Genomic DNA, 18049 nt, shown 5'->3' with positions numbered 1-18049 from the left:
TGATTCCCTGTCTTGAAAGAGGTATCCAGATTAGCCCAATTCGCACCTTCACCACAACACCTTGATGAAGCGGTGCAGAAGACTACAATATAAAGGTAGCCTTGGGACGACTCTGTGGGAAAGCTGTGGATAAGTACGTAAACCTTATAAAACTGTCCGTCGGATCAGAAAGCGTCGACACGCTGATCGCATGGCAGGAGAGTCGCATGCCTCTGTACGAGGACGGATTGCCGCGCCACGTGACACGCATGTGGCCCAAACGCGAGGCAGAGATTCTGAATGGCGGATCAATCTATTGGGTGATCAAAGGCGTTGTGCAATGCCGTCAGCGCATCCTACGAATGGACGAAGTGATCGGGGATGACGGCATTCGCCGCTGCGCCATCATTCTGGATCCTGAGGTTCATCGCACCCAGAACGCCCTGAAGCGCCCCTTTCAGGGGTGGCGTTATCTCAAGCCCGAGGACACCCCCGCCGATCTGCCAAAAACCCGCGCGCAGGACGATGCCCTGCCCGATGATCTAAACCGCGCGCTGGCGGATATCGGCGTGCTGTAATCAGGCCAGACGGTCGAGCACCTCAGTCAGAACATCCTTGTCTTCGTCCGTATACTTGGCCACCCGGCTGCGCCATAGGGTTGCTTGCGATTGCAGGATCAGCCCGTCTGTCAGGATTTTCAGATGGTTGGCGCGCAGGGTTTCCCCCGTTGACGTGATATCGGCAATCGCTTCGGCGGTTTCATTCATTACCGTGCCTTCGGTCGCCCCCTGGCTGTCGACCAGCGTATAATCGGCCACGCCCGCATCTGTCAGAAATTCACGCACCAACCGGTGGTATTTGGTGGCAATCCGCAGGCGGTGGCCGTGGGTCTTGCGAAAAGCCGCCGCCGCCGCGTCAAGGTCATCAAGCGTGTCCACGTCGACCCAGCAGGCTGGCGTAGCGATGATCAGATCGGCCTTGCCAAACCCAAGCGGAGATACTTCTTCGACCTGCTGTTCCCAGCGCGGCAGCTTTTCATGCACCAGATCAATTCCGGTGACGCCAAGATGAATGCGACCAGCAGCCAATTCACGCGGAATTTCCCCCGCCGATAACAGGATCAGCGAGACACCCTCGATCCCTTCCACCTTACCGGCATATTCGCGGTCCGACCCACTGCGAGACAGGGTGATGTCGCGCTTTTCGAACCACGAAAAGGTCTTTTCCATCAACCGGCCCTTTGAAGGCACGCCCAGTTTCAGGCTCATTGCGCGTCCTCCTCTATCTCCAGCATCAGGTCCGGGCGCAGCACGCCGCCAACTGCGGGGATTTCTGCGCCTTTGCCCAAGTGGCGGGTCAGTGCATCATAGCGCCCCCCAGTGGCAATAGGCGGCAAATCCGGCCGGCCCTCGGCGTAGAAACCAAAGACAAACCCGTCATAATACTCCATCGAGGTCCGGCCATAAGACGCTTCGAAATCCAACCTGTCCACATCCACGCCGCGCGCTTGCAAGGCCGCGATCCGCGCCTCAAGCCGGTCCAGCGCCGGGGTGATCTGCGGCAAGTCCACCGCCACGTCGCGCAGCTGTTCAAGCGCAAAGGGCATGGTTTCGCGGACGTTCAGCAGGGTTTCCAACCCGGCCAGTTCGTTGTCGGAAATCGGTGGGGTATCACGATCCTCACGCAGGGCTTCGATCCGTGCCTGAATTTCAGAGGCGCGGCGCTTGCCGATCATAGGCGCGTCGGTTGCCAAAGGGTCAGCAGCCTCGAGTAAGGTCTTGCGTCCTTCAGGCCCCGGCTTGCGCCCAGCGAAACGGTCCAGCAAGACGCGAAAACGGCGGGGCCGCCACAGATGGCGCATCAGCGCCGCCTTGCGCCGGTCGGAAGTCCTCAGCCCCTGGACAGCAGCGGTCAGAATACCGATATCGCCGGTTGCCGCCCGCAGGGGCAACCCACGCAGTTGCAACGCGAACAGCGAAAACACTTCGGCATCGGCACTGGCCGGATCGGTGCGATCAAACACCTCATACCCGACCTGGATATATTCATTCGCGCGATCCGGATCGTGTTCCTGCCGCCGAAACACCTCACCCGAATAGGTATAGCGCGCCGGTTCGGCACCGTCGGACATGTGCATCTGCACCACCGGCAGCGTGAAATCCGGGCGCAGCATTTGTTCACCATGCAGCGCATCCGAGGTAACGTAAGCACGGGCGCGAATGTCTTCCCCATAGAGGTCCAGCAACGTTTCAGCCGGTTGCAACAGAGGCGGATCAACAACCCGGGCACCTGCGGTCTCGAAACGCACCCGCATCATTGCTGCGCGCGTCTGTATCTGAGTACGGTTGGCCATGGCTCAGTCCTGATTGTCCAGAATTTCGCGCACCTTGGCGACCAGATCACCGCGCGGCACTTCGAACTGGCTTGGGCGTTCTTTCCATTCCTCAAGCGTGGCGCTTTCGGCGATCTTTGCACCAAGGATCAGGTCCTTGATCTGCACGATCCCGTTTGCCTTTTCGTCGCCGCCTTCGATCACGGCAATGGGTGAGTTCCGTTTGTCAGCGTATTTCAGTTGATTGCCGAAATTCTTGGGGTTGCCCAGATACACCTCGGCCCGGATGTCGGCATTGCGCAGCTCGGCCACCATGGCCTGATAATCCGCCATGCGGTCGCGATCCATCACGGTGACAACCACCGGCCCCTTGGCCTGTGCGCTGATCCGCCCCTTTTCGCGCAGAGCAGCCAACAGGCGGTCGACACCAATGGAGACACCGGTCGCTGGCACTTCCTGTCCAGTGAAACGCTTGACCAGATCGTCATAGCGCCCACCGCCTGCGACAGAGCCGAACTGCCGCTTGCGGCCTTTCTCATCCAAGATATCAAAGGTCAACTCGGCCTCATAGACCGGGCCGGTATAGTAGCCCAGGCCACGCACGACCGATGGGTCGATGACGATACGGTCTGGGCCATAACCTTGAGCAGAAAGCAGATTTACTACTTCCATCAACTCTCTTACGCCATCTATGCCTTCACGAGACTCCGATACCAAATTCATAATTGTGTTCAAGACAGATTCATTGTAGCCGAAGTTTGGATCGTCATCTGGGCCGAGAACATCCAGTCGTCGTCGCGCCGTAAGAAATTGGGTGACGCGATCTATTTGCTCTTTTTGAAGCCCAACGCCATCGATATATGCACCCGATGCATCCAGACGCCCTTTGCCTAGTAACTCTCGCACACCGGCCTCGCCCACCTTATCGAACTTGTCGATTGTGCGCAGGACGTTTTCCCGTGCCGCCGGATCATCACCCAGCCCCATCACTTCAAGCACGCCATTCATAATCTTACGGTTGTTGACGCGGATCAGATAGTCACCTTTATCAATTCCGACCTCTTCCAGCGTATCCGACAACATGGCGCAAATCTCGGCATCCGCCGCCATTGATGCGGTACCCACCGTATCCGCATCACATTGATAAAACTGACGATACCGCCCCGGGCCTGGCTTTTCGTTGCGCCAGACCGGACCCATCGCAAAGCGGCGATACGGTGTCGGCAGATCGTTGCGATGCTGCGCATAGACGCGGGCCAATGGCGCGGTCAGGTCATAGCGCAGGGCCATCCAATCGCCCTTGTCGTTCTCATCAAATTCCTGCCAGGCAAAGACGCCTTCGTTCGGACGATCTACGTCAGGCAGGAACTTGCCCAGCGCTTCGACCGTTTCGACCGCGCTGCTCTCCAAAGCATCAAAGCCATAGCGATGATAGACACCCGCGATAGTCCGCAGCATCTCGGTGCGCTGCGTAACTTCCTCGCCAAAATAGTCGCGAAACCCCTTCGGCGTTACGGCCTTGGGGCGGGGCTGTTTCTTGGGCTTGGCCATTTGGGGCGTCCTTGGGCGTTAAGTGTTCCGCGCGCGGTCTATCCCATGGCCCGTTTCGGGGCAAGGCGCGCTTTCGCTGGCCTTGCACAGCCGGTGCCGTTATGACCGGCCCGAGACAGGAGTTTCCAATGCAACATCTGGAAGAGCAGATCGCCCATCTGACCCGCACGGTCGAAGATCTGAACACAATCGTCACGCGCCAGCAGGATGAGATCGACAACTTGACCCGCCGGGTTGAGGTGCTGATGCGCCGCGAAGGTGAACGGGCACAAGAAGGATCAGGCGGCATCATCCTAGGAGACGAACGCCCACCGCATTACTGAGCGATTACAAGCCGAGCGTCGTTTTCACCGCATTGTCGACAACCCCGCCCAACAGGGCATGCTGGTCCTCGGCGCAGCCCTCTCTCAATGCGGCTATGAAGGTCTCGCGCAGTTTCGCTTTGTCCTCGTCCGTGCTTGCGTGATCATTGATATCAATCTGGCGGTTATAGATCGACAGTGCTGTCATCTTCTCGACAACCGCAAAGATATAGGCCTCATCACCGTCCGACTCTTCAACCACCGTTGCACAGGTATGATACATGACGGGCAATGCGTCCTGAACCATTTGTTCAGCAGCTTCGTCGGCGATGGCCATGCCCGGAACGATCATGCACAGGCTTGCGAGAGCGGTTTTCATTTGGGTCAAACGCATCGTAGTCATTTCCAGTTATGTCCAATAAGGGCACCGGCCACGCCGCCGATTGCCGCGCCCTTGCCATCACCAATCAAAGCACCGACGCCCGCCCCGATCAACGCGCCTTCGATGGTGTTCTTTTTCTTCTTGTCGTCCGCCACCGCCGACCCGGCGGTGACCAAGGCCATCGACGCGGCCAATATCAATGTTCGAAAACCGAAATGTGGGATCGTCATATGGTTGCCCTCCTGTGGCATCACCAGAAAATCTCTTTCAGTCCTCAGCCTATCCGGCGGGCGAATGTCAGGCAACTTTTCCGGGGCGGTCAGATTTCCTCAACCGACATCACGCCGTCCAGCGACTTGATCGCCCCTTTGATCTGCGGGTTGATCGGGAATTCCTGGCCAAGGTCCATCTCGACATCTCCCGGCAGGCCAGGATCAAGCAGGCACAGATGGATAGGCCCTTTCGCAGCCCCCTTGGCTGCGCCAGCGGCATCTTCCAGAACTTTGGCAACTGTGGGCAGAACCTGCGGCTGATCAACAAAAATGCGCAGCCCGGTCGCCCCTGCCTCGGCCACGACCGCATCTACCGGCCCGACGGACCGGCCTAGAAGTTTGAGTTGATCGGCCTCCATCGTTGCTTCGGCGGTCAGCACCACCTGTGCACCGGTTTCCAGAAACTCACGGGATTTCTCCAGCGTTTCGGAAAACAGTGTGACCTCATAGGCACCTGTAGGGTCAGAAAGTTGGGCAAAGGCAAACCGGTTTCCGCGCGCAGATTTCCGTTCCTGCCGCCCAGCCACTACACCGGCCATCTTGGCGATCAGCGGACCCGAGCGTGCCTTTTCCATCACCTCATCCAGTGTCAGTACCTGCTTGCGTTTTAGGGCAGGCATATAATCATCCAGCGGGTGGCCGGACAGGTAAAATCCGATGGCCTTGAACTCTTCGCTCAAACGCTCGGCAGGCAACCAGTCCGGCGTCGGCGAAAGGCGTGGCTCGGGCAGGTCGTCGCCCGCCTCGCCGAAAAGCGATACCTGGTTCGAGTTCTTCTGATCGTGGATCGCAGCTGAATATTGCACCAGCGGATCAAGGCTTTCGAAGACGCGGCGGCGGTTCTTGTCGAGTTCATCAAACGCGCCAGCACGCACCAGCATTTCCAAGGGCCGCTTGCCGACCTTCTTCAGATCGACGCGGCGGGCAACGTCGAAGAGGTTGACGAACGGTTTGCCTGCACGTCCTTCTACTACCAAATTCATCGCCTCAACGCCGACGTTTTTCAACGCGCCCAGCGCGTAAACCAGATGCTGATCCACCACGTCAAACGTGGATTGCGAGCGGTTCACGCAGGGCGGTATGTAAGGTAGTTCCAACCCTTTGCGGACTTCCTCGAAGTAAACCGCCAGCTTGTCAGTCAGATGGATATCGCAGTTCATGACCCCGGCCATGAACTCGACCGGGTGGTTCGCCTTCAACCAGCCGGTCTGATAGCTGACCACGGCATAGGCGGCAGCGTGGGATTTGTTGAAGCCATAGTTGGCGAATTTATCCAACAGGTTCCAGACCTCGGTCGCCTTAGCCTCGTCCACGTCATTCTCAGCAGCGCCTTTGAGGAACTTAGGCCGCTCGGCATCCATCGCCTCCTGAATTTTCTTACCCATCGCGCGGCGCAGCAAATCCGCTCCGCCAAGGCTATAGCCCGCCATTTCCTGAGCGATCTGCATAACCTGTTCCTGGTAGACGATAATGCCTTGGGTTTCGTCCAGGATATGGTCGATGGAAGGGTGCAGCGTGTCCCGTTCGCTCAGCTTGTTCTTGACCTCGCAGAACTTGGGGATGTTCTCCATCGGGCCCGGACGGTATAGCGCGACGAGGGCGATGATATCCTCGATACAATCCGGTTTCATCCGCTTGAGCGCATCCATCATGCCCGAGGATTCCACCTGGAACACCGCTACGGTCTTGGCCGCTGAGTAGAGTTTGTAAGTCGCTTCATCATCCAGCGGGATGGCGTTAATCTGGTTCGCGGCCCCTTCGGCGGCTTCGTACAGCTCGGTGCCATCAGCAGCAATGTGCAGGTCGCGCCCGGATTTGAAGATCAGATCCATCGCATTCTGGATTACGGTCAGGGTTTTCAGACCCAGAAAGTCGAATTTAACCAGACCGGCCTGTTCTACCCATTTCATGTTGAACTGGGTCGCAGGCATGTCGGAACGCGGATCCTGATACAGCGGCACCAGCGCATCCAGCGGACGGTCGCCAATCACCACGCCAGCCGCGTGGGTCGATGCGTTCCGCAACAGCCCCTCGACTTGTTGGCCGTAGGTGAGCAGGCGATCGACAACCTCTTCATTACGCGCCTCTTCACGCAGACGCGGTTCGTCTTTAAGCGCCTTTTCAATCGAGACGGGTTTCACCCCTTCGACCGGGATCATCTTGGACAGGCGATCCACCTGCCCGTATGGCATCTGCAAAACCCGCCCGATGTCACGCACGGCGGCCTTCGACAGCAGCGCGCCAAAAGTTATGATCTGCCCAACCTTGTCGCGCCCATATTTCTGCTGCACGTAGCGGATCACCTCTTCGCGGCGGTCCATGCAGAAGTCGATATCGAAGTCAGGCATCGATACCCGTTCGGGGTTCAGGAAACGTTCGAACAGCAGCGAATAACGCAACGGATCAAGGTCGGTGATCGTCAGCGCATAGGCCACCAGCGACCCCGCGCCCGAGCCCCGCCCCGGCCCAACCGGGATGTCCTGATCCTTTGACCATTGGATGAAATCGGCAACGATCAGGAAATAACCCGGAAACCCCATGCCCTCGATGATGTCCAGTTCGAAATCCAGCCGCTTCTGATACTCTTCAGGGGTTACCGCATGCGGGATCACGGCCAGACGTTTCTGCAGACCTTCATTGGCGATGCGGCGCAGCTCGGCCACCTCGTCATCGGCGAATTTCGGCAGGATCGGATCACGGCGATAGGCCATGAACGCACAGCGCCTGGCGATCTCGACCGTGTTTTCGATTGCTTCGGGCAGATCGGCGAACAGGGTCGCCATTTCCTGCTGCGACTTGAAATAATGCTGTGCGGTCAGACGGCGGCGGCCATCCTGCTGATCGACATAAGCGCCCTCGGCAATACAGATCAGCGCATCATGCGCTTCGTACATGTCCGTGGTCGGGAAGTAGACATCGTTGGTAGCCACCAGCGGAAGGTTCTTGGCATAGGCCATTTCAACATGGCCGCGCTCGGTCAGACGTTCGGCCTCGGGCTGACCACCCTCGCCTGGATGGCGCTGTAGTTCGACATACAGACGATCCGGGAACATGGTTGCAAGGCGATCCACCAAGACCTCGGCCGCTGGGCGCTGCCCTTGCTGCAACAAGCGCCCCACCGGTCCGTCGGGGCCGCCAGACAGGCAGATCAGACCATCCGAGCGCTCTGACAGTTCATCCAATGTCACCTGCGGCAACTGCCCGCCCTTGTCCACATACAGGCAAGAGCTGAGCTTCATTAGGTTTTCATACCCGACCTCTGACTGCGCCAGCAGCACCAGCGGCGCGGGGGCTTTCGCTTTCTCGCCCGGTTGCGCCTGCAGATAGGTCAGATCGACCTGGCACCCCATGATCGGCTGAACACCCGCCCCGCTAGCGGTGACCGAAAACTCCAGCGCAGAGAACATGCTGTTGGTGTCCGTGACGGCGACGGCGGGCATCTCAAACTTTTCACACAGACCAGGCAGCTTTTTCAGCCGCACGGCGCCTTCCAGCAGGGAATATTCGGTGTGAACGCGGAGGTGGATGAATCGTGGAGTGCTGCTCATGCCGCCCACGCTATCGCAGCCGGTGATGGTACAAAAGCCTGAACCGTAGGTTCGGATTGCCAAAAAAACATGCGTTGATTGTTCGGGAAATCCATAAGGTGCTTCGGACTCTGAGGGTGAAACATGCTACAAAACCGTTTAGTTTCAATGTGATGAACATCGAAACCACATGAAACACAAGGATCGGACCAATGAAATGATACATCAGAAGCGTGGTTTTTCTTGCCAGATTGGCTGCGCTGTTTCTAACATCTAGTGGCAAGCTATCCGCCCGCACTCTTTCTACGTCGCATCGAAGGAGAGCATTCAGAGGCGCAATTCGGTAACGCGACGGGTTTCACGAATGGATATCACGTTTCTTCTGAACGGAGAGACAGTGGAGTTGGCGAATGTCGATCCGACAGTCACCTTGTTGGATTGGCTGCGCGAGGATCGCTCTCTGACCGGCACCAAAGAGGGCTGCAACGAAGGTGATTGCGGTGCCTGCACTGTCATGGTGACGGATCAGGGAGGAGCCAAAGCTCTGAACTCCTGCATTCTGTTCTTGCCTCAGCTCCACGGCAAAGCGGTGCGCACCGTCGAAGGCGCCAGCAGCCCGGACGGGAAGGCCCACCCGGTTCAGCAGGCAATGGTTGATATGCACGGGTCGCAATGTGGCTTTTGCACCCCCGGCTTTGTAATGTCGATGGTGGCCGGGCATGCGAATGGTGCAACCGATCACGACACACAGCTGGCCGGGAACCTGTGCCGCTGCACGGGCTATGCGCCGATTATCCGTGCCGCCAAAGCCGCCGAAAAGCACCCTGTTCCCGTCTGGGTCAAGGACAAGCCTGACGCAGCACCCGCCGCGTCTCCTATGCTGCCGCGGTCCTCGGACGAGCTTGCCGCCATTTATGCCGAACACCCAGAGGCCACCCTGGTCGCTGGCGCGACCGATGTAGGCCTTTGGGTCACCAAACAGTTGCGCGACCTGAAAACAGTAATCTTCATGAACGGTTGCGATGATCTGAAACAGATCACGGTTACTGACAATGAAATTCGCCTTGGTGCCATGGTCGATATGAACCGCATGGGCGAAGCGCTGGGCGATCTGCACCCCTCTTATGCTGAAATGATCCGCCGCTATGCCAGCGTACAGGTGCGGCACGCCGCAACCGTAGGCGGTAATATCGCCAATGGGTCACCAATCGGTGACAACCCGCCTGCACTGATTGCCCTGGGCGCCAGCCTGCACCTGCGCAAAGGCGACACAAGGCGAACGCTGCCCTTGGAAGAGTTCTTCATCGACTATGGAAAACAGGATCGCGTATCCGGAGAATTCGTCGAAGCCGTAAGCTTCCCGCGCCAAGCGGATCGGTTGAAATGCTACAAGCTCAGCAAGCGGTTTGATCAGGATATTTCGGCCGTTTGTGGGTGTTTCAACATTACCGTTGCAGAAGGTACCGTCACTCAGGCGCGCATCGCATTTGGCGGCATGGCGGGCGTTCCGAAACGCGCCACTCAAGTCGAAGCTTCGTTGACCGGCAAGCCATGGACAGCTGCTACCGTTCAATCCGCTCTGACGATGTTTGCCGAGGATTACGCGCCAATGTCAGATATGCGCGCCTCGGCTCATTACCGCCTTGAGACGGCGAAAGCGATGCTGGAACGTTATTTCCTTGAAGATCAGGGCCAGGTAACCAATGTGCTGGAGGTGTCGGCATGAGCGTGACAAAACCACTGCCTCATGACGCCGCGCCGCTACATGTGTCCGGTTCGGCCCGCTATGTGGACGATATCCCAACACCAAAAGGCACGTTGCATCTGGCCTTTGGTCTCAGTCCCATCGCCAAGGGCACAATCGCCGCGATTGACCTGTCTGCAGTCAAAGCCGCCGACGGTGTCGTCATGGTGATGACCGCCGAAGACCTGCCCTTTGCGAATGATGTCTCACCGTCCATTCACGATGAACCTTTGTTGTCGGACGGCTCTGTCCACTATATCGGGCAGCCCGTATTTTTGGTTGTCGCCACCAGCCATCTGGCCGCGCGCAAAGCTGCACGACTGGGCAAGATCGACTATACTGAAGAAACACCAATTCTGACGATTGAAGAGGCGCTGGCCGCCGACAGTCGGTTCGAGGACGGCCCGCGCATCTACACCAAAGGTGATGCAGACGCCGCCATCGCAGGCGCGGCGCATGTGATCGAAGGCAGTTTTGAGCTTGGCGGGCAAGAGCATTTCTATCTGGAAGGTCAGGCTGCACTGGCGGTGCCGAATGAGGGTGCTGATATGCTGGTCCACAGTTCAACCCAGCACCCGACTGAGATTCAGCACAAAGTGGCAGAGGCTCTGGGCGTTCCCATGCATGCTGTGCGCGTTGAAACCCGGCGCATGGGCGGCGGGTTCGGGGGCAAGGAAAGCCAGGGCAACGCTCTGGCTGTTTCCTGCGCAGTGGCTGCGCGGGCAACCGGCACAGCCTGCAAGATGCGCTATGACCGCGATGACGACATGATCATCACCGGTAAGCGGCATGCCTTTCGCATTGGCTATAGGGCCGGGTTCGATCAGGATGGGCATATTCAGGGGGTATCCTTTCTGCACCATGCCATATGCGGATGGGCACAAGACCTGTCGCTGCCCGTCGCGGACCGGGCGATGCTGCATTCCGACAATGCGTATCTGCTGCCCAATGCGCGGATCGAAAGTCACCGGCTGAAAACCAACACCCAATCTGCCACCGCCTATCGGGGGTTTGGAGGCCCTCAGGGTATGGTTGGAATCGAACGCGTCATGGACCACGCCGCGCATGAGCTGGGTCTGGACCCGGTCGAACTGCGCCGCAGGAACTATTACGCTGCCCCGGCGGGTACCGATGACCATGCCCCTGATCGCAATGGCGGCGATACGCCAAACACCACCCCTTATGGCATGGAAGTCGAAGATTTCGAACTTCACGGCATGACCGAAGCCTTGTTGAATTCCAGCGACTATGCCGCGCGCAAGGCAGCAATTCAGAAATGGAATGCCGAGAACAGCGTGATCAAAAAGGGCATCGCCTTCTCTCCGGTCAAGTTCGGCATTTCCTTCACCCTGACCCATCTGAATCAGGCCGGCGCGCTGGTGCATGTGTACCAGGACGGGTCCGTGCACCTGAACCATGGCGGCACCGAGATGGGCCAGGGCCTGTTTCAAAAAGTGGCCCAGGTTGCCGCCTCACGCTTTGGTATTCCGCTAGAGATGGTGAAGATCACCGCCACAGACACGGCCAAAGTGCCGAACACCTCGGCAACGGCGGCATCCTCGGGAAGCGATCTCAACGGCATGGCGGTGAAAGCCGCCTGTGACACAATCCGCGACCGGATGGCAGAGTATCTGGCCGAGCGACATCAGGCCGACCCGTCGGCTGTCACCTTCGGGGATGGTCATGTATCGGTTGGTGAGGAACGCTATACCTTTGCCGAAGCGGCTGCGCTGACCTATCAGGGCCGCATCAGCCTTTCGGCCACCGGCTTCTATAAGACACCCAAGATCGAATGGGACCGGATCAAAGGCCAAGGTCGTCCGTTTTTCTACTTCGCCTATGGCGCCTCGATCACCGAAGTTGCCGTGGACACACTAACCGGTGAGAACCGCATCTTGCGCACGGATATCCTGCATGACGCGGGCGCGTCGCTGAACCCTGCGCTGGATATCGGTCAGGTCGAAGGTGGCTATGTGCAGGGCGCGGGTTGGTTGACGACCGAAGAACTCGTCTGGGATGGCACAGGCAATCTGCGCACCCATGCGCCATCGACCTACAAGATCCCGGCTTGTTCCGACCGCCCCGACATCTTCAACGTTGCGCTTTGGGAGGCTGAAAACCGTGAGGACACGATCTATCGCTCGAAAGCGGTAGGCGAACCTCCATTCATGCTTGGGATATCCGCCTGGCTGGCACTGTCGAATGCGGTGGCGGCCTGCGGAAACAGCTACCCCGCATTGGATGCCCCCGCCACGGCAGAAGAAGTCTGGCATGGTGTCCAAAGGATGAAGGGGGACGACTGATGGGATTTGACCTTGAGACTTTGAGGGAGGCGGTCAAAACCCATGGGCGCGTGATCCGGGTAGTCATCGCCGGGATCAAGGGCTCGTCCCCACGTGAGGTTGGTGCCGCAATGCTGGTCTGGCAGGACGGGCAATCCGGCACGATCGGCGGCGGCACACTTGAGTTTCAGGCAGCCGAAGCGGCGCGGATACAAACCGCCCAATCGCGCCTGACCCATCACGCGCTTGGCCCCGACATGGGCCAGTGCTGCGGTGGCGCTGTTTCCTTGCTAAGCGAGGTCTATGACCGCAACAACATCAACGATCTGGACGACAGCATCATCGCGCGCCCAACATCGAACCAGGACATGCCACTGTCGGTCAAACGCCTGTTGACCGAAGCCCGCGGACAGGGGATTGCACCAGAGGCACAGCTGATCGAAGGCTGGATGGTCGAGCCGGTCCACAAACCAGCGCGTGCACTGTGGGTCTGGGGCGCGGGTCACGTCGGTCGCGCCCTGGTGGATGTCCTGTCACCGCTGCCCGATCTCGCAATCACTTGGGTCGATACAGGATCCAAGCGGTTTCCAGAAACCGTACCGAACGGAGTCACCGCCGTCCCTGCCGCGAAACCAGCGGAACTGGTTCGGCATGCGCCGCGTGATGCTGAACATCTGGTGCTGACTTATTCACACAATCTGGACTTGGAATTGTGCAACCGTCTGCTTTCGCACGATTTCCGCTTTGCGGGGCTGATCGGCTCGGCTACGAAATGGGCGCGGTTCCGGTCTCGGCTGGCAGCGCTGGGGCACTCGCCCGAGCGGATCAGCCGGATCACCTGCCCGATTGGCGACCCGGGCCTGGGCAAGCACCCGCAGATGATTGCCGTGGGCGTCGCATCACAACTGCTGCGCCCGATCGGGCAAAACAATTTGAAGAAGGATCTGAGCGCGTGACCACTCCACTGCTAAGTTTGCAAGGACTGACCAAAGCCTATCCCGGCGTCGTGGCCAATGATCAGGTGTCCTTTGACATCGGTGAGGGCGAAGTTCATGCCCTGTTGGGCGAAAACGGCGCGGGAAAATCCACGCTGGTCAAAATGATCTATGGCTTGGTGAAGCCCGACAGCGGCACCATGCTGTTGCGTGGCCAACCCTTTGCTCCGCCCGAGCCGCGCGCCGCGCGTGCTGACGGAATCGCGATGGTATTTCAGCATTTTTCGCTGTTCGACGCGCTGAACGTGGCCGAGAACATCGCATTGGGGATGGAGAACCCGCCGCCAATGGGCGACCTGGCCTCGCGCATTCGGGAAGTTTCGGAAACCTACGGCCTACCGCTGGACCCCTTTCGTACAGTCGGCGACCTGTCTGCGGGGGAACGCCAACGGGTTGAGATCATTCGCTGCCTTCTGCAGGATCCAAAGCTTTTGATCATGGACGAACCAACCAGTGTTCTGACTCCGCAAGAAGTCGATATCCTTTTCGAAACGCTGAATAAATTGCGGTCTGAAGGCACATCGATCCTGTATATCTCGCACAAGCTTGAAGAAATCCGCACCCTATGCGACCACGCTACGATCTTGCGTTTGGGCAAGAATGTGGGCGAATGCGTTCCGTCTGAAACCTCGGCCCGGGAGATGGCCGAGTTGATGGTCGGTTCAACCCTGCAAACACCTGAGCGCGGAGGCCGCGAGTTCGGCGAGGTCGCGCTGGATGTCAGCGGGCTTTCCGTGCCCTCACCGTCTGAATTCGGCACCGCGCTGAAGAATGTCCACATGACAGTTCGCAAAGGCGAAGTGCTGGGAATTGGCGGTGTTGCCGGCAACGGACAGGACGAACTGCTGGGTGTCCTGTCTGGCGAAATCCAGACAGCTGCCGATGCGATCAAGTTCGATGGCCAGCCGATTGGCAAACTGGGCCCAACCGCACGGCGCAAGCTGGGCGTACTGACCGCCCCCGAAGAGCGGTTGGGACATGCAGCCGCCCCAGACATGAGCCTGACCGAAAACGCCCTGCTGACCGGATCGGTCCGCGAAGGGTTGGAAAGCAACGGGTTCTTGAAATGGGCAGATACCAAAAGCTTTGCTGAAAAGATCATCAGCGCCTTTGATGTGCGCACGCCAGGGCCCGAGAATGCGGCCCGGTCATTGTCAGGCGGCAACCTACAGAAATTCGTGATCGGACGCGAAGTGTTGCAGAACCCCGATGTACTGGTCGTGAACCAACCCACATGGGGGGTGGACGCCGCTGCCGCTGCGTCGATCCGACAGGCCATTCTGGACCTTGCCGCCAAGGGCACGGCGGTGGTCTGCATCAGCCAGGATCTGGACGAATTGATGGAAATCTCGGACAGCTTTGCCGCCCTGAACGAAGGCAGGCTCAGCGCGCCACGCACAACCACGGGTCTGACCGTGGATGAGATCGGCCTGATGATGGGCGGTGCACATGGCATGGAGGTAGCCCATGTCTGATGCAAAACAAAATATGACGACGGGGGTGTGAGCAGATGATTGTATTGGAGAAACGGCCACAGCCGTCCAAGGCGTGGTCTTATGCGACCCCGCTTGTGGCGGTATTGGCGACGATGCTGTTTGGCGGCATATTGTTTGCCGTCCTGGGTAAAAACCCGGTTCAGGCCATCGGCACCATTTTCTGGGAGCCTCTGTTCGGTGAATTCGCCTTTTATTACCGCCCGCAGCTGCTGGTGAAGGGCGCGCCGTTGGTGCTGATTGCGATTGGCCTGTCGTTAGGCTTCCGCGCCGGTATCTGGAACATCGGCGCCGAGGGTCAGTATATCATGGGCGCCATCTTTGGTGCGGGGGCCGGGCTGGCCTTTTACCCGCTGGATGCCTGGTATGTCTTTCCGATCATGGTGATGGCAGGTGCGCTTGGCGGTTGGCTCTGGGCCTCTATTCCGGCCTTTCTGAAGGTGCGCTTTGGCACCAATGAAATTCTGGTCTCGCTGATGCTGGTATATGTGGCTGAACAGATGATGGCCTCGGTCTCGCTGGGACTACTGAAAAACCCCGAAGGGTTCGGTTTTCCGGGTTCACGCAATCTGCAATCCTATGAGAGTGCGCATAATGCCGAGCTGATCGCAGGATCGGGGATGCATTGGGGCGTTGTGACCGCACTGATAGCCGTGATCTTTTCCTATATCCTGCTGAACCGGCACATGCTGGGCTTTCACATCCGCCTGACGGGTGAGGCCCCGCGCGCAGCCAAATTCGCCGGGGTAAACCCAGCACGACTGATCCTGTTCTGTCTTGGCCTGTCAGGCGCACTGGCCGGGCTGGCGGGGATGTTCGAAGTCTCGGGCCCCTCGGGTGTTGTCAGCATCGACTTTAACGTCGGCTATGGCTTTACCGCGATCATCGTGGCCTTTCTGGGTCGACTGCATCCGGTGGGCATCCTGCTAGCCGGTGGTCTAATGGCGTTGACCTATATCGGTGGTGAAATTGCGCAGTCCCAAATGGGTCTTCCTGCCGCGGCTATTCAAGTATTCCAGGGGATGCTGCTGTTCTTCCTGCTGGCCTTCGACCTTTTGACCAACTACCGCATCCGTGCGGCCCGTAGCGAGGTGGCGTAATCATGGACCTAGGTGAGATTAATCCCGTACTTCTGGTCGCGTCACTGATGGTGGCTGCAACTCCCCTGCTTCTGGCCGCGATCGGTGAATTGGTCGTCGAAAAAGCAGGAGTTCTGAACCTTGGCGTAGAGGGCATGATGATCGTTGGCGCGATCAGCGGTTTTGCGATCTCGGTCGAGACTGGGTCGCCCTGGCTGGGCTTTGTCGCCGCGGCCATAGGCGGTGCAGTACTGTCCCTGCTGTTTGTGCTGCTGACGCAGGTGGCGCTGGCCAATCAGGTTGCCAGCGGCCTGGCGCTGACTCTGTTTGGTTTAGGGTTCAGCGCCCTGCTCGGTCAAAGCTATGTGGGGGTCAAACCCCCCAGCATGGGCGATATCCATATCCCGGTGATCAGCGATATTCCGGTGATTGGCCCGATCCTGTTTCAGCATGACCCGATCCTTTATGTCGGCATCGCTTTGACAGCGGCCGTCTGGGCTACGCTTAAATACACTCGCGTCGGACTGATCCTGCGCGCGGTAGGTGAAAACCACGATGCGGCGCATGCGCTTGGCTATAAGGTGATCAAGATCCGCATCATGGCGATCCTGTTCGGCGGTGCCTGTGCCGGGCTGGGTGGGGCTTATATCAGCTTGATCCGGGTGCCACAGTGGACCGAGGGCATGACAGCCGGTGTCGGCTGGATCGCCCTGGCCTTGGTCGTCTTCGCCAGTTGGAAGCCATGGCGCGCCCTGCTGGGTGCCTATTTGTTCGGCGGTATCACCGTGTTGCAGCTGAATTTGCAGGCAGCGGGCGTTGCCATCCCGGTCGAGTATCTGGCAATGTCGCCCTACATCATCACGATCCTTGTGCTTGTGATCCTTTCCGCCGACAAAAGCAGCGCACCTGCCTCACTCGGCCGGATATTCCATGCCTCGCATTAGACGGGGACAACTGAACCAACTTGGGGAGTAACACATGAAAATTACTACATTTCTGGCAAGCGCTGCCATGGCGCTGGGTTTGGCAACTACTGCCATAGCCGAAGACAAAACCAAGGTCGGCTTTGTATTTGTCGGCCCGGTGGGCGACGGCGGCTGGACCTATGAACATAACAAGGGCCGTCTGGCGGTTGAAGAAGAGTTCGGCGACAAGGTCGAAACCGTGTTTGTTGAATCCGTGCCCGAAGGCCCGGATGCAGAGCGGGTGATGACCCAGATGGCGCTGGAAGGTGCAGACCTGATCTTTACCACCTCGTTCGGATACATGGATCCGACCATCAACGTGGCCAAGAAATTCCCGAACGTGAAGTTCGAACACGCGACCGGCTATAAAACAGCCGACAACGTTTCGGTTTATTCGGCACGTTTCTATGAAGGTCGTGCGGTACAGGGCCATATCGCGGGCAAGATGACCAAGTCGAACATTGTTGGCTATATCGGGTCCTATCCGATCCCCGAAGTGGTCCGCGGAATCAACTCGGCCTATATCCACGCCAAGAAGGTCAACCCGGATGTCGAGTTCAAGATCATCTGGGCCTACACTTGGTTCGATCCGGCGAAAGAAGCAGATGCCGCCACTGTTCTGATCGAACAGGGCGCGGACGTGATCCTGCAGCACACCGACTCGACCGCACCGCAAGCAGCTGCGCAAGAGGCGGGCAACGTCATCACTTTCGGCCAGGCCTCGGACATGAGCGAATACGCTCCGTACCCGCGCGTCTCGTCGATCATCGATGACTGGGCGCCTTACTATATTGCACGGACCCAGGCCGTCATGGATGGCACATGGGAAAGCGCCAATACATGGGATGGCATCCGCGAAGGCATGGTTGCAATCGGCGAAATCTCGGACGCGGTTCCCGCTGACGTCAAAGAAGAGGCACTGGCGCTGAAAGCGGCCATGGCCGCGGGTGAATACCACCCCTTCACCGGACCGCTGAAAAAGCAGGACGGTAGTGACTGGCTGGCCGAAGGCGAGACTGCAGACGACGGTACACTGGCCGGCATGAACTTTTATGTCGAAGGCTTGCAAGGTGAGATTCCGCAGTAAGGCGGCACAGGATAACGCAGAAAGGCCCGCCATGTGCGGGCCTTTTTTGATTTTGCCAC

At 58.5% G+C, this 18049-nt stretch carries 15 protein-coding genes; 9 read left to right on the top strand and 6 right to left on the bottom strand.

What is annotated here, in order from left to right:
- The first annotated feature begins 125 nt into the window (after window positions 1-125).
- On the top strand, window positions 126-557 hold the full coding sequence (locus tag AC2FIM_RS14900) for a DUF1489 family protein (RefSeq protein WP_281973647.1): 432 nt from the start codon (window positions 126-128) through the stop codon (window positions 555-557).
- Here AC2FIM_RS14900 and hisG read toward each other — a convergent pair whose 3' ends face one another.
- Genes hisG through hisS form a run of 3 tightly spaced genes read right to left on the bottom strand, consistent with a single transcriptional unit; the run spans window position 558 to window position 3862 of the window.
- A complete protein-coding gene (gene hisG / locus AC2FIM_RS14895; RefSeq protein WP_496679372.1) occupies window positions 558-1247 on the bottom strand; it encodes an ATP phosphoribosyltransferase in 690 nt (229 codons plus the stop codon).
- Window positions 1244-2332 (bottom strand): ATP phosphoribosyltransferase regulatory subunit, encoded by a 1089-nt coding sequence (locus AC2FIM_RS14890; RefSeq protein WP_142638892.1) that lies wholly within the window; start codon window positions 2330-2332, stop codon window positions 1244-1246. The genes hisG and AC2FIM_RS14890 overlap by 4 nt, the downstream gene beginning before the upstream one ends.
- A gap of 3 nt (window positions 2333-2335) precedes the next feature.
- The gene (gene hisS / locus AC2FIM_RS14885) at window positions 2336-3862 is read right to left on the bottom strand and encodes a histidine--tRNA ligase (RefSeq protein ID WP_496679375.1); all 1527 of its coding nucleotides are present in this window, start codon (window positions 3860-3862) and stop codon (window positions 2336-2338) included.
- 128 nt (window positions 3863-3990) lie between these two features.
- Between hisS and AC2FIM_RS14880 the strand changes: the two genes are divergently transcribed.
- Entirely contained in the window at window positions 3991-4185 is a 195-nt protein-coding gene (locus AC2FIM_RS14880) for a SlyX family protein (RefSeq protein WP_142638896.1), read from the top strand.
- 4 nt (window positions 4186-4189) lie between these two features.
- Here the strand turns inward: AC2FIM_RS14880 and AC2FIM_RS14875 are convergent, their stop codons facing one another.
- The 3 genes from AC2FIM_RS14875 to dnaE all read right to left on the bottom strand — a co-directional run bounded on the left by AC2FIM_RS14875 (window position 4190) and on the right by dnaE (window position 8366).
- Complete coding sequence (locus AC2FIM_RS14875; protein ID WP_496679379.1) at window positions 4190-4543, bottom strand: hypothetical protein; 354 nt, start codon at window positions 4541-4543, stop codon at window positions 4190-4192.
- Between the two features lie 20 nt (window positions 4544-4563).
- Entirely contained in the window at window positions 4564-4776 is a 213-nt protein-coding gene (locus AC2FIM_RS14870; protein WP_496679382.1) for a YMGG-like glycine zipper-containing protein, read from the bottom strand.
- An 89-nt stretch (window positions 4777-4865) separates the two neighbouring features.
- Complete coding sequence (gene dnaE, locus AC2FIM_RS14865) at window positions 4866-8366, bottom strand: DNA polymerase III subunit alpha (RefSeq protein WP_496732128.1); 3501 nt, start codon at window positions 8364-8366, stop codon at window positions 4866-4868.
- A gap of 343 nt (window positions 8367-8709) precedes the next feature.
- Here dnaE and xdhA point away from each other — a divergent pair, with 343 nt between their 5' ends.
- The 7 genes from xdhA to AC2FIM_RS14830 are packed head-to-tail and all read left to right on the top strand — an operon-like array spanning window position 8710 to window position 17990.
- Window positions 8710-10071: a xanthine dehydrogenase small subunit gene (gene xdhA / locus AC2FIM_RS14860; protein ID WP_496708356.1), complete on the top strand. Its 1362-nt coding sequence runs from the start codon at window positions 8710-8712 to the stop codon at window positions 10069-10071.
- A complete protein-coding gene (gene xdhB, locus AC2FIM_RS14855; RefSeq protein WP_496679390.1) occupies window positions 10068-12392 on the top strand; it encodes a xanthine dehydrogenase molybdopterin binding subunit in 2325 nt (774 codons plus the stop codon). Before xdhA ends, xdhB begins: the two co-directional genes overlap by 4 nt.
- Window positions 12392-13327, top strand: a complete 936-nt coding sequence (gene xdhC, locus AC2FIM_RS14850; RefSeq protein WP_271952550.1) for a xanthine dehydrogenase accessory protein XdhC — start codon at window positions 12392-12394, stop codon at window positions 13325-13327. Before xdhB ends, xdhC begins: the two co-directional genes overlap by 1 nt.
- The gene (locus AC2FIM_RS14845; protein ID WP_142638946.1) at window positions 13324-14841 is read left to right on the top strand and encodes an ABC transporter ATP-binding protein; all 1518 of its coding nucleotides are present in this window, start codon (window positions 13324-13326) and stop codon (window positions 14839-14841) included. Before xdhC ends, AC2FIM_RS14845 begins: the two co-directional genes overlap by 4 nt.
- A 35-nt stretch (window positions 14842-14876) precedes the next feature.
- Window positions 14877-15959 carry an ABC transporter permease gene (locus AC2FIM_RS14840; protein WP_142638948.1) on the top strand — a complete coding sequence of 361 codons (1083 nt, stop codon included), beginning with the start codon at window positions 14877-14879 and terminating at the stop codon, window positions 15957-15959.
- A gap of 2 nt (window positions 15960-15961) precedes the next feature.
- Window positions 15962-16882, top strand: coding sequence for an ABC transporter permease (locus AC2FIM_RS14835; RefSeq protein WP_142638949.1), 921 nt, complete (start codon window positions 15962-15964; stop codon window positions 16880-16882).
- A 34-nt stretch (window positions 16883-16916) separates the two neighbouring features.
- On the top strand, window positions 16917-17990 hold the full coding sequence (locus AC2FIM_RS14830; RefSeq protein WP_271952554.1) for a BMP family ABC transporter substrate-binding protein: 1074 nt from the start codon (window positions 16917-16919) through the stop codon (window positions 17988-17990).
- Window positions 17991-18049: the final 59 nt, after the last annotated feature.

Source organism: Ruegeria sp. CDSC052 (assembly GCF_059610685.1).
Note: the sequence above shows the minus strand (reverse complement) of the source record. Positions and strands in the feature narration are given on the sequence as shown.

Coding starts and splice junctions, on each gene's coding strand:
- hisG (WP_496679372.1), bottom strand. CDS start 1,247: ATGAGCCTGAAACTGGGCGTGCCTTCAAAGGGCCGGTTGATGGAAAAG.
- AC2FIM_RS14890 (WP_142638892.1), bottom strand. CDS start 2,332: ATGGCCAACCGTACTCAGATACAGACGCGCGCAGCAATGATGCGGGTG.
- hisS (WP_496679375.1), bottom strand. CDS start 3,862: ATGGCCAAGCCCAAGAAACAGCCCCGCCCCAAGGCCGTAACGCCGAAG.
- AC2FIM_RS14880 (WP_142638896.1), top strand. CDS start 3,991: ATGCAACATCTGGAAGAGCAGATCGCCCATCTGACCCGCACGGTCGAA.
- AC2FIM_RS14875 (WP_496679379.1), bottom strand. CDS start 4,543: ATGAAAACCGCTCTCGCAAGCCTGTGCATGATCGTTCCGGGCATGGCC.
- AC2FIM_RS14870 (WP_496679382.1), bottom strand. CDS start 4,776: ATGACGATCCCACATTTCGGTTTTCGAACATTGATATTGGCCGCGTCG.
- dnaE (WP_496732128.1), bottom strand. CDS start 8,366: ATGAGCAGCACTCCACGATTCATCCACCTCCGCGTTCACACCGAATAT.
- xdhA (WP_496708356.1), top strand. CDS start 8,710: ATGGATATCACGTTTCTTCTGAACGGAGAGACAGTGGAGTTGGCGAAT.
- xdhB (WP_496679390.1), top strand. CDS start 10,068: ATGAGCGTGACAAAACCACTGCCTCATGACGCCGCGCCGCTACATGTG.
- xdhC (WP_271952550.1), top strand. CDS start 12,392: ATGGGATTTGACCTTGAGACTTTGAGGGAGGCGGTCAAAACCCATGGG.
- AC2FIM_RS14840 (WP_142638948.1), top strand. CDS start 14,877: ATGATTGTATTGGAGAAACGGCCACAGCCGTCCAAGGCGTGGTCTTAT.
- AC2FIM_RS14835 (WP_142638949.1), top strand. CDS start 15,962: ATGGACCTAGGTGAGATTAATCCCGTACTTCTGGTCGCGTCACTGATG.
- AC2FIM_RS14830 (WP_271952554.1), top strand. CDS start 16,917: ATGAAAATTACTACATTTCTGGCAAGCGCTGCCATGGCGCTGGGTTTG.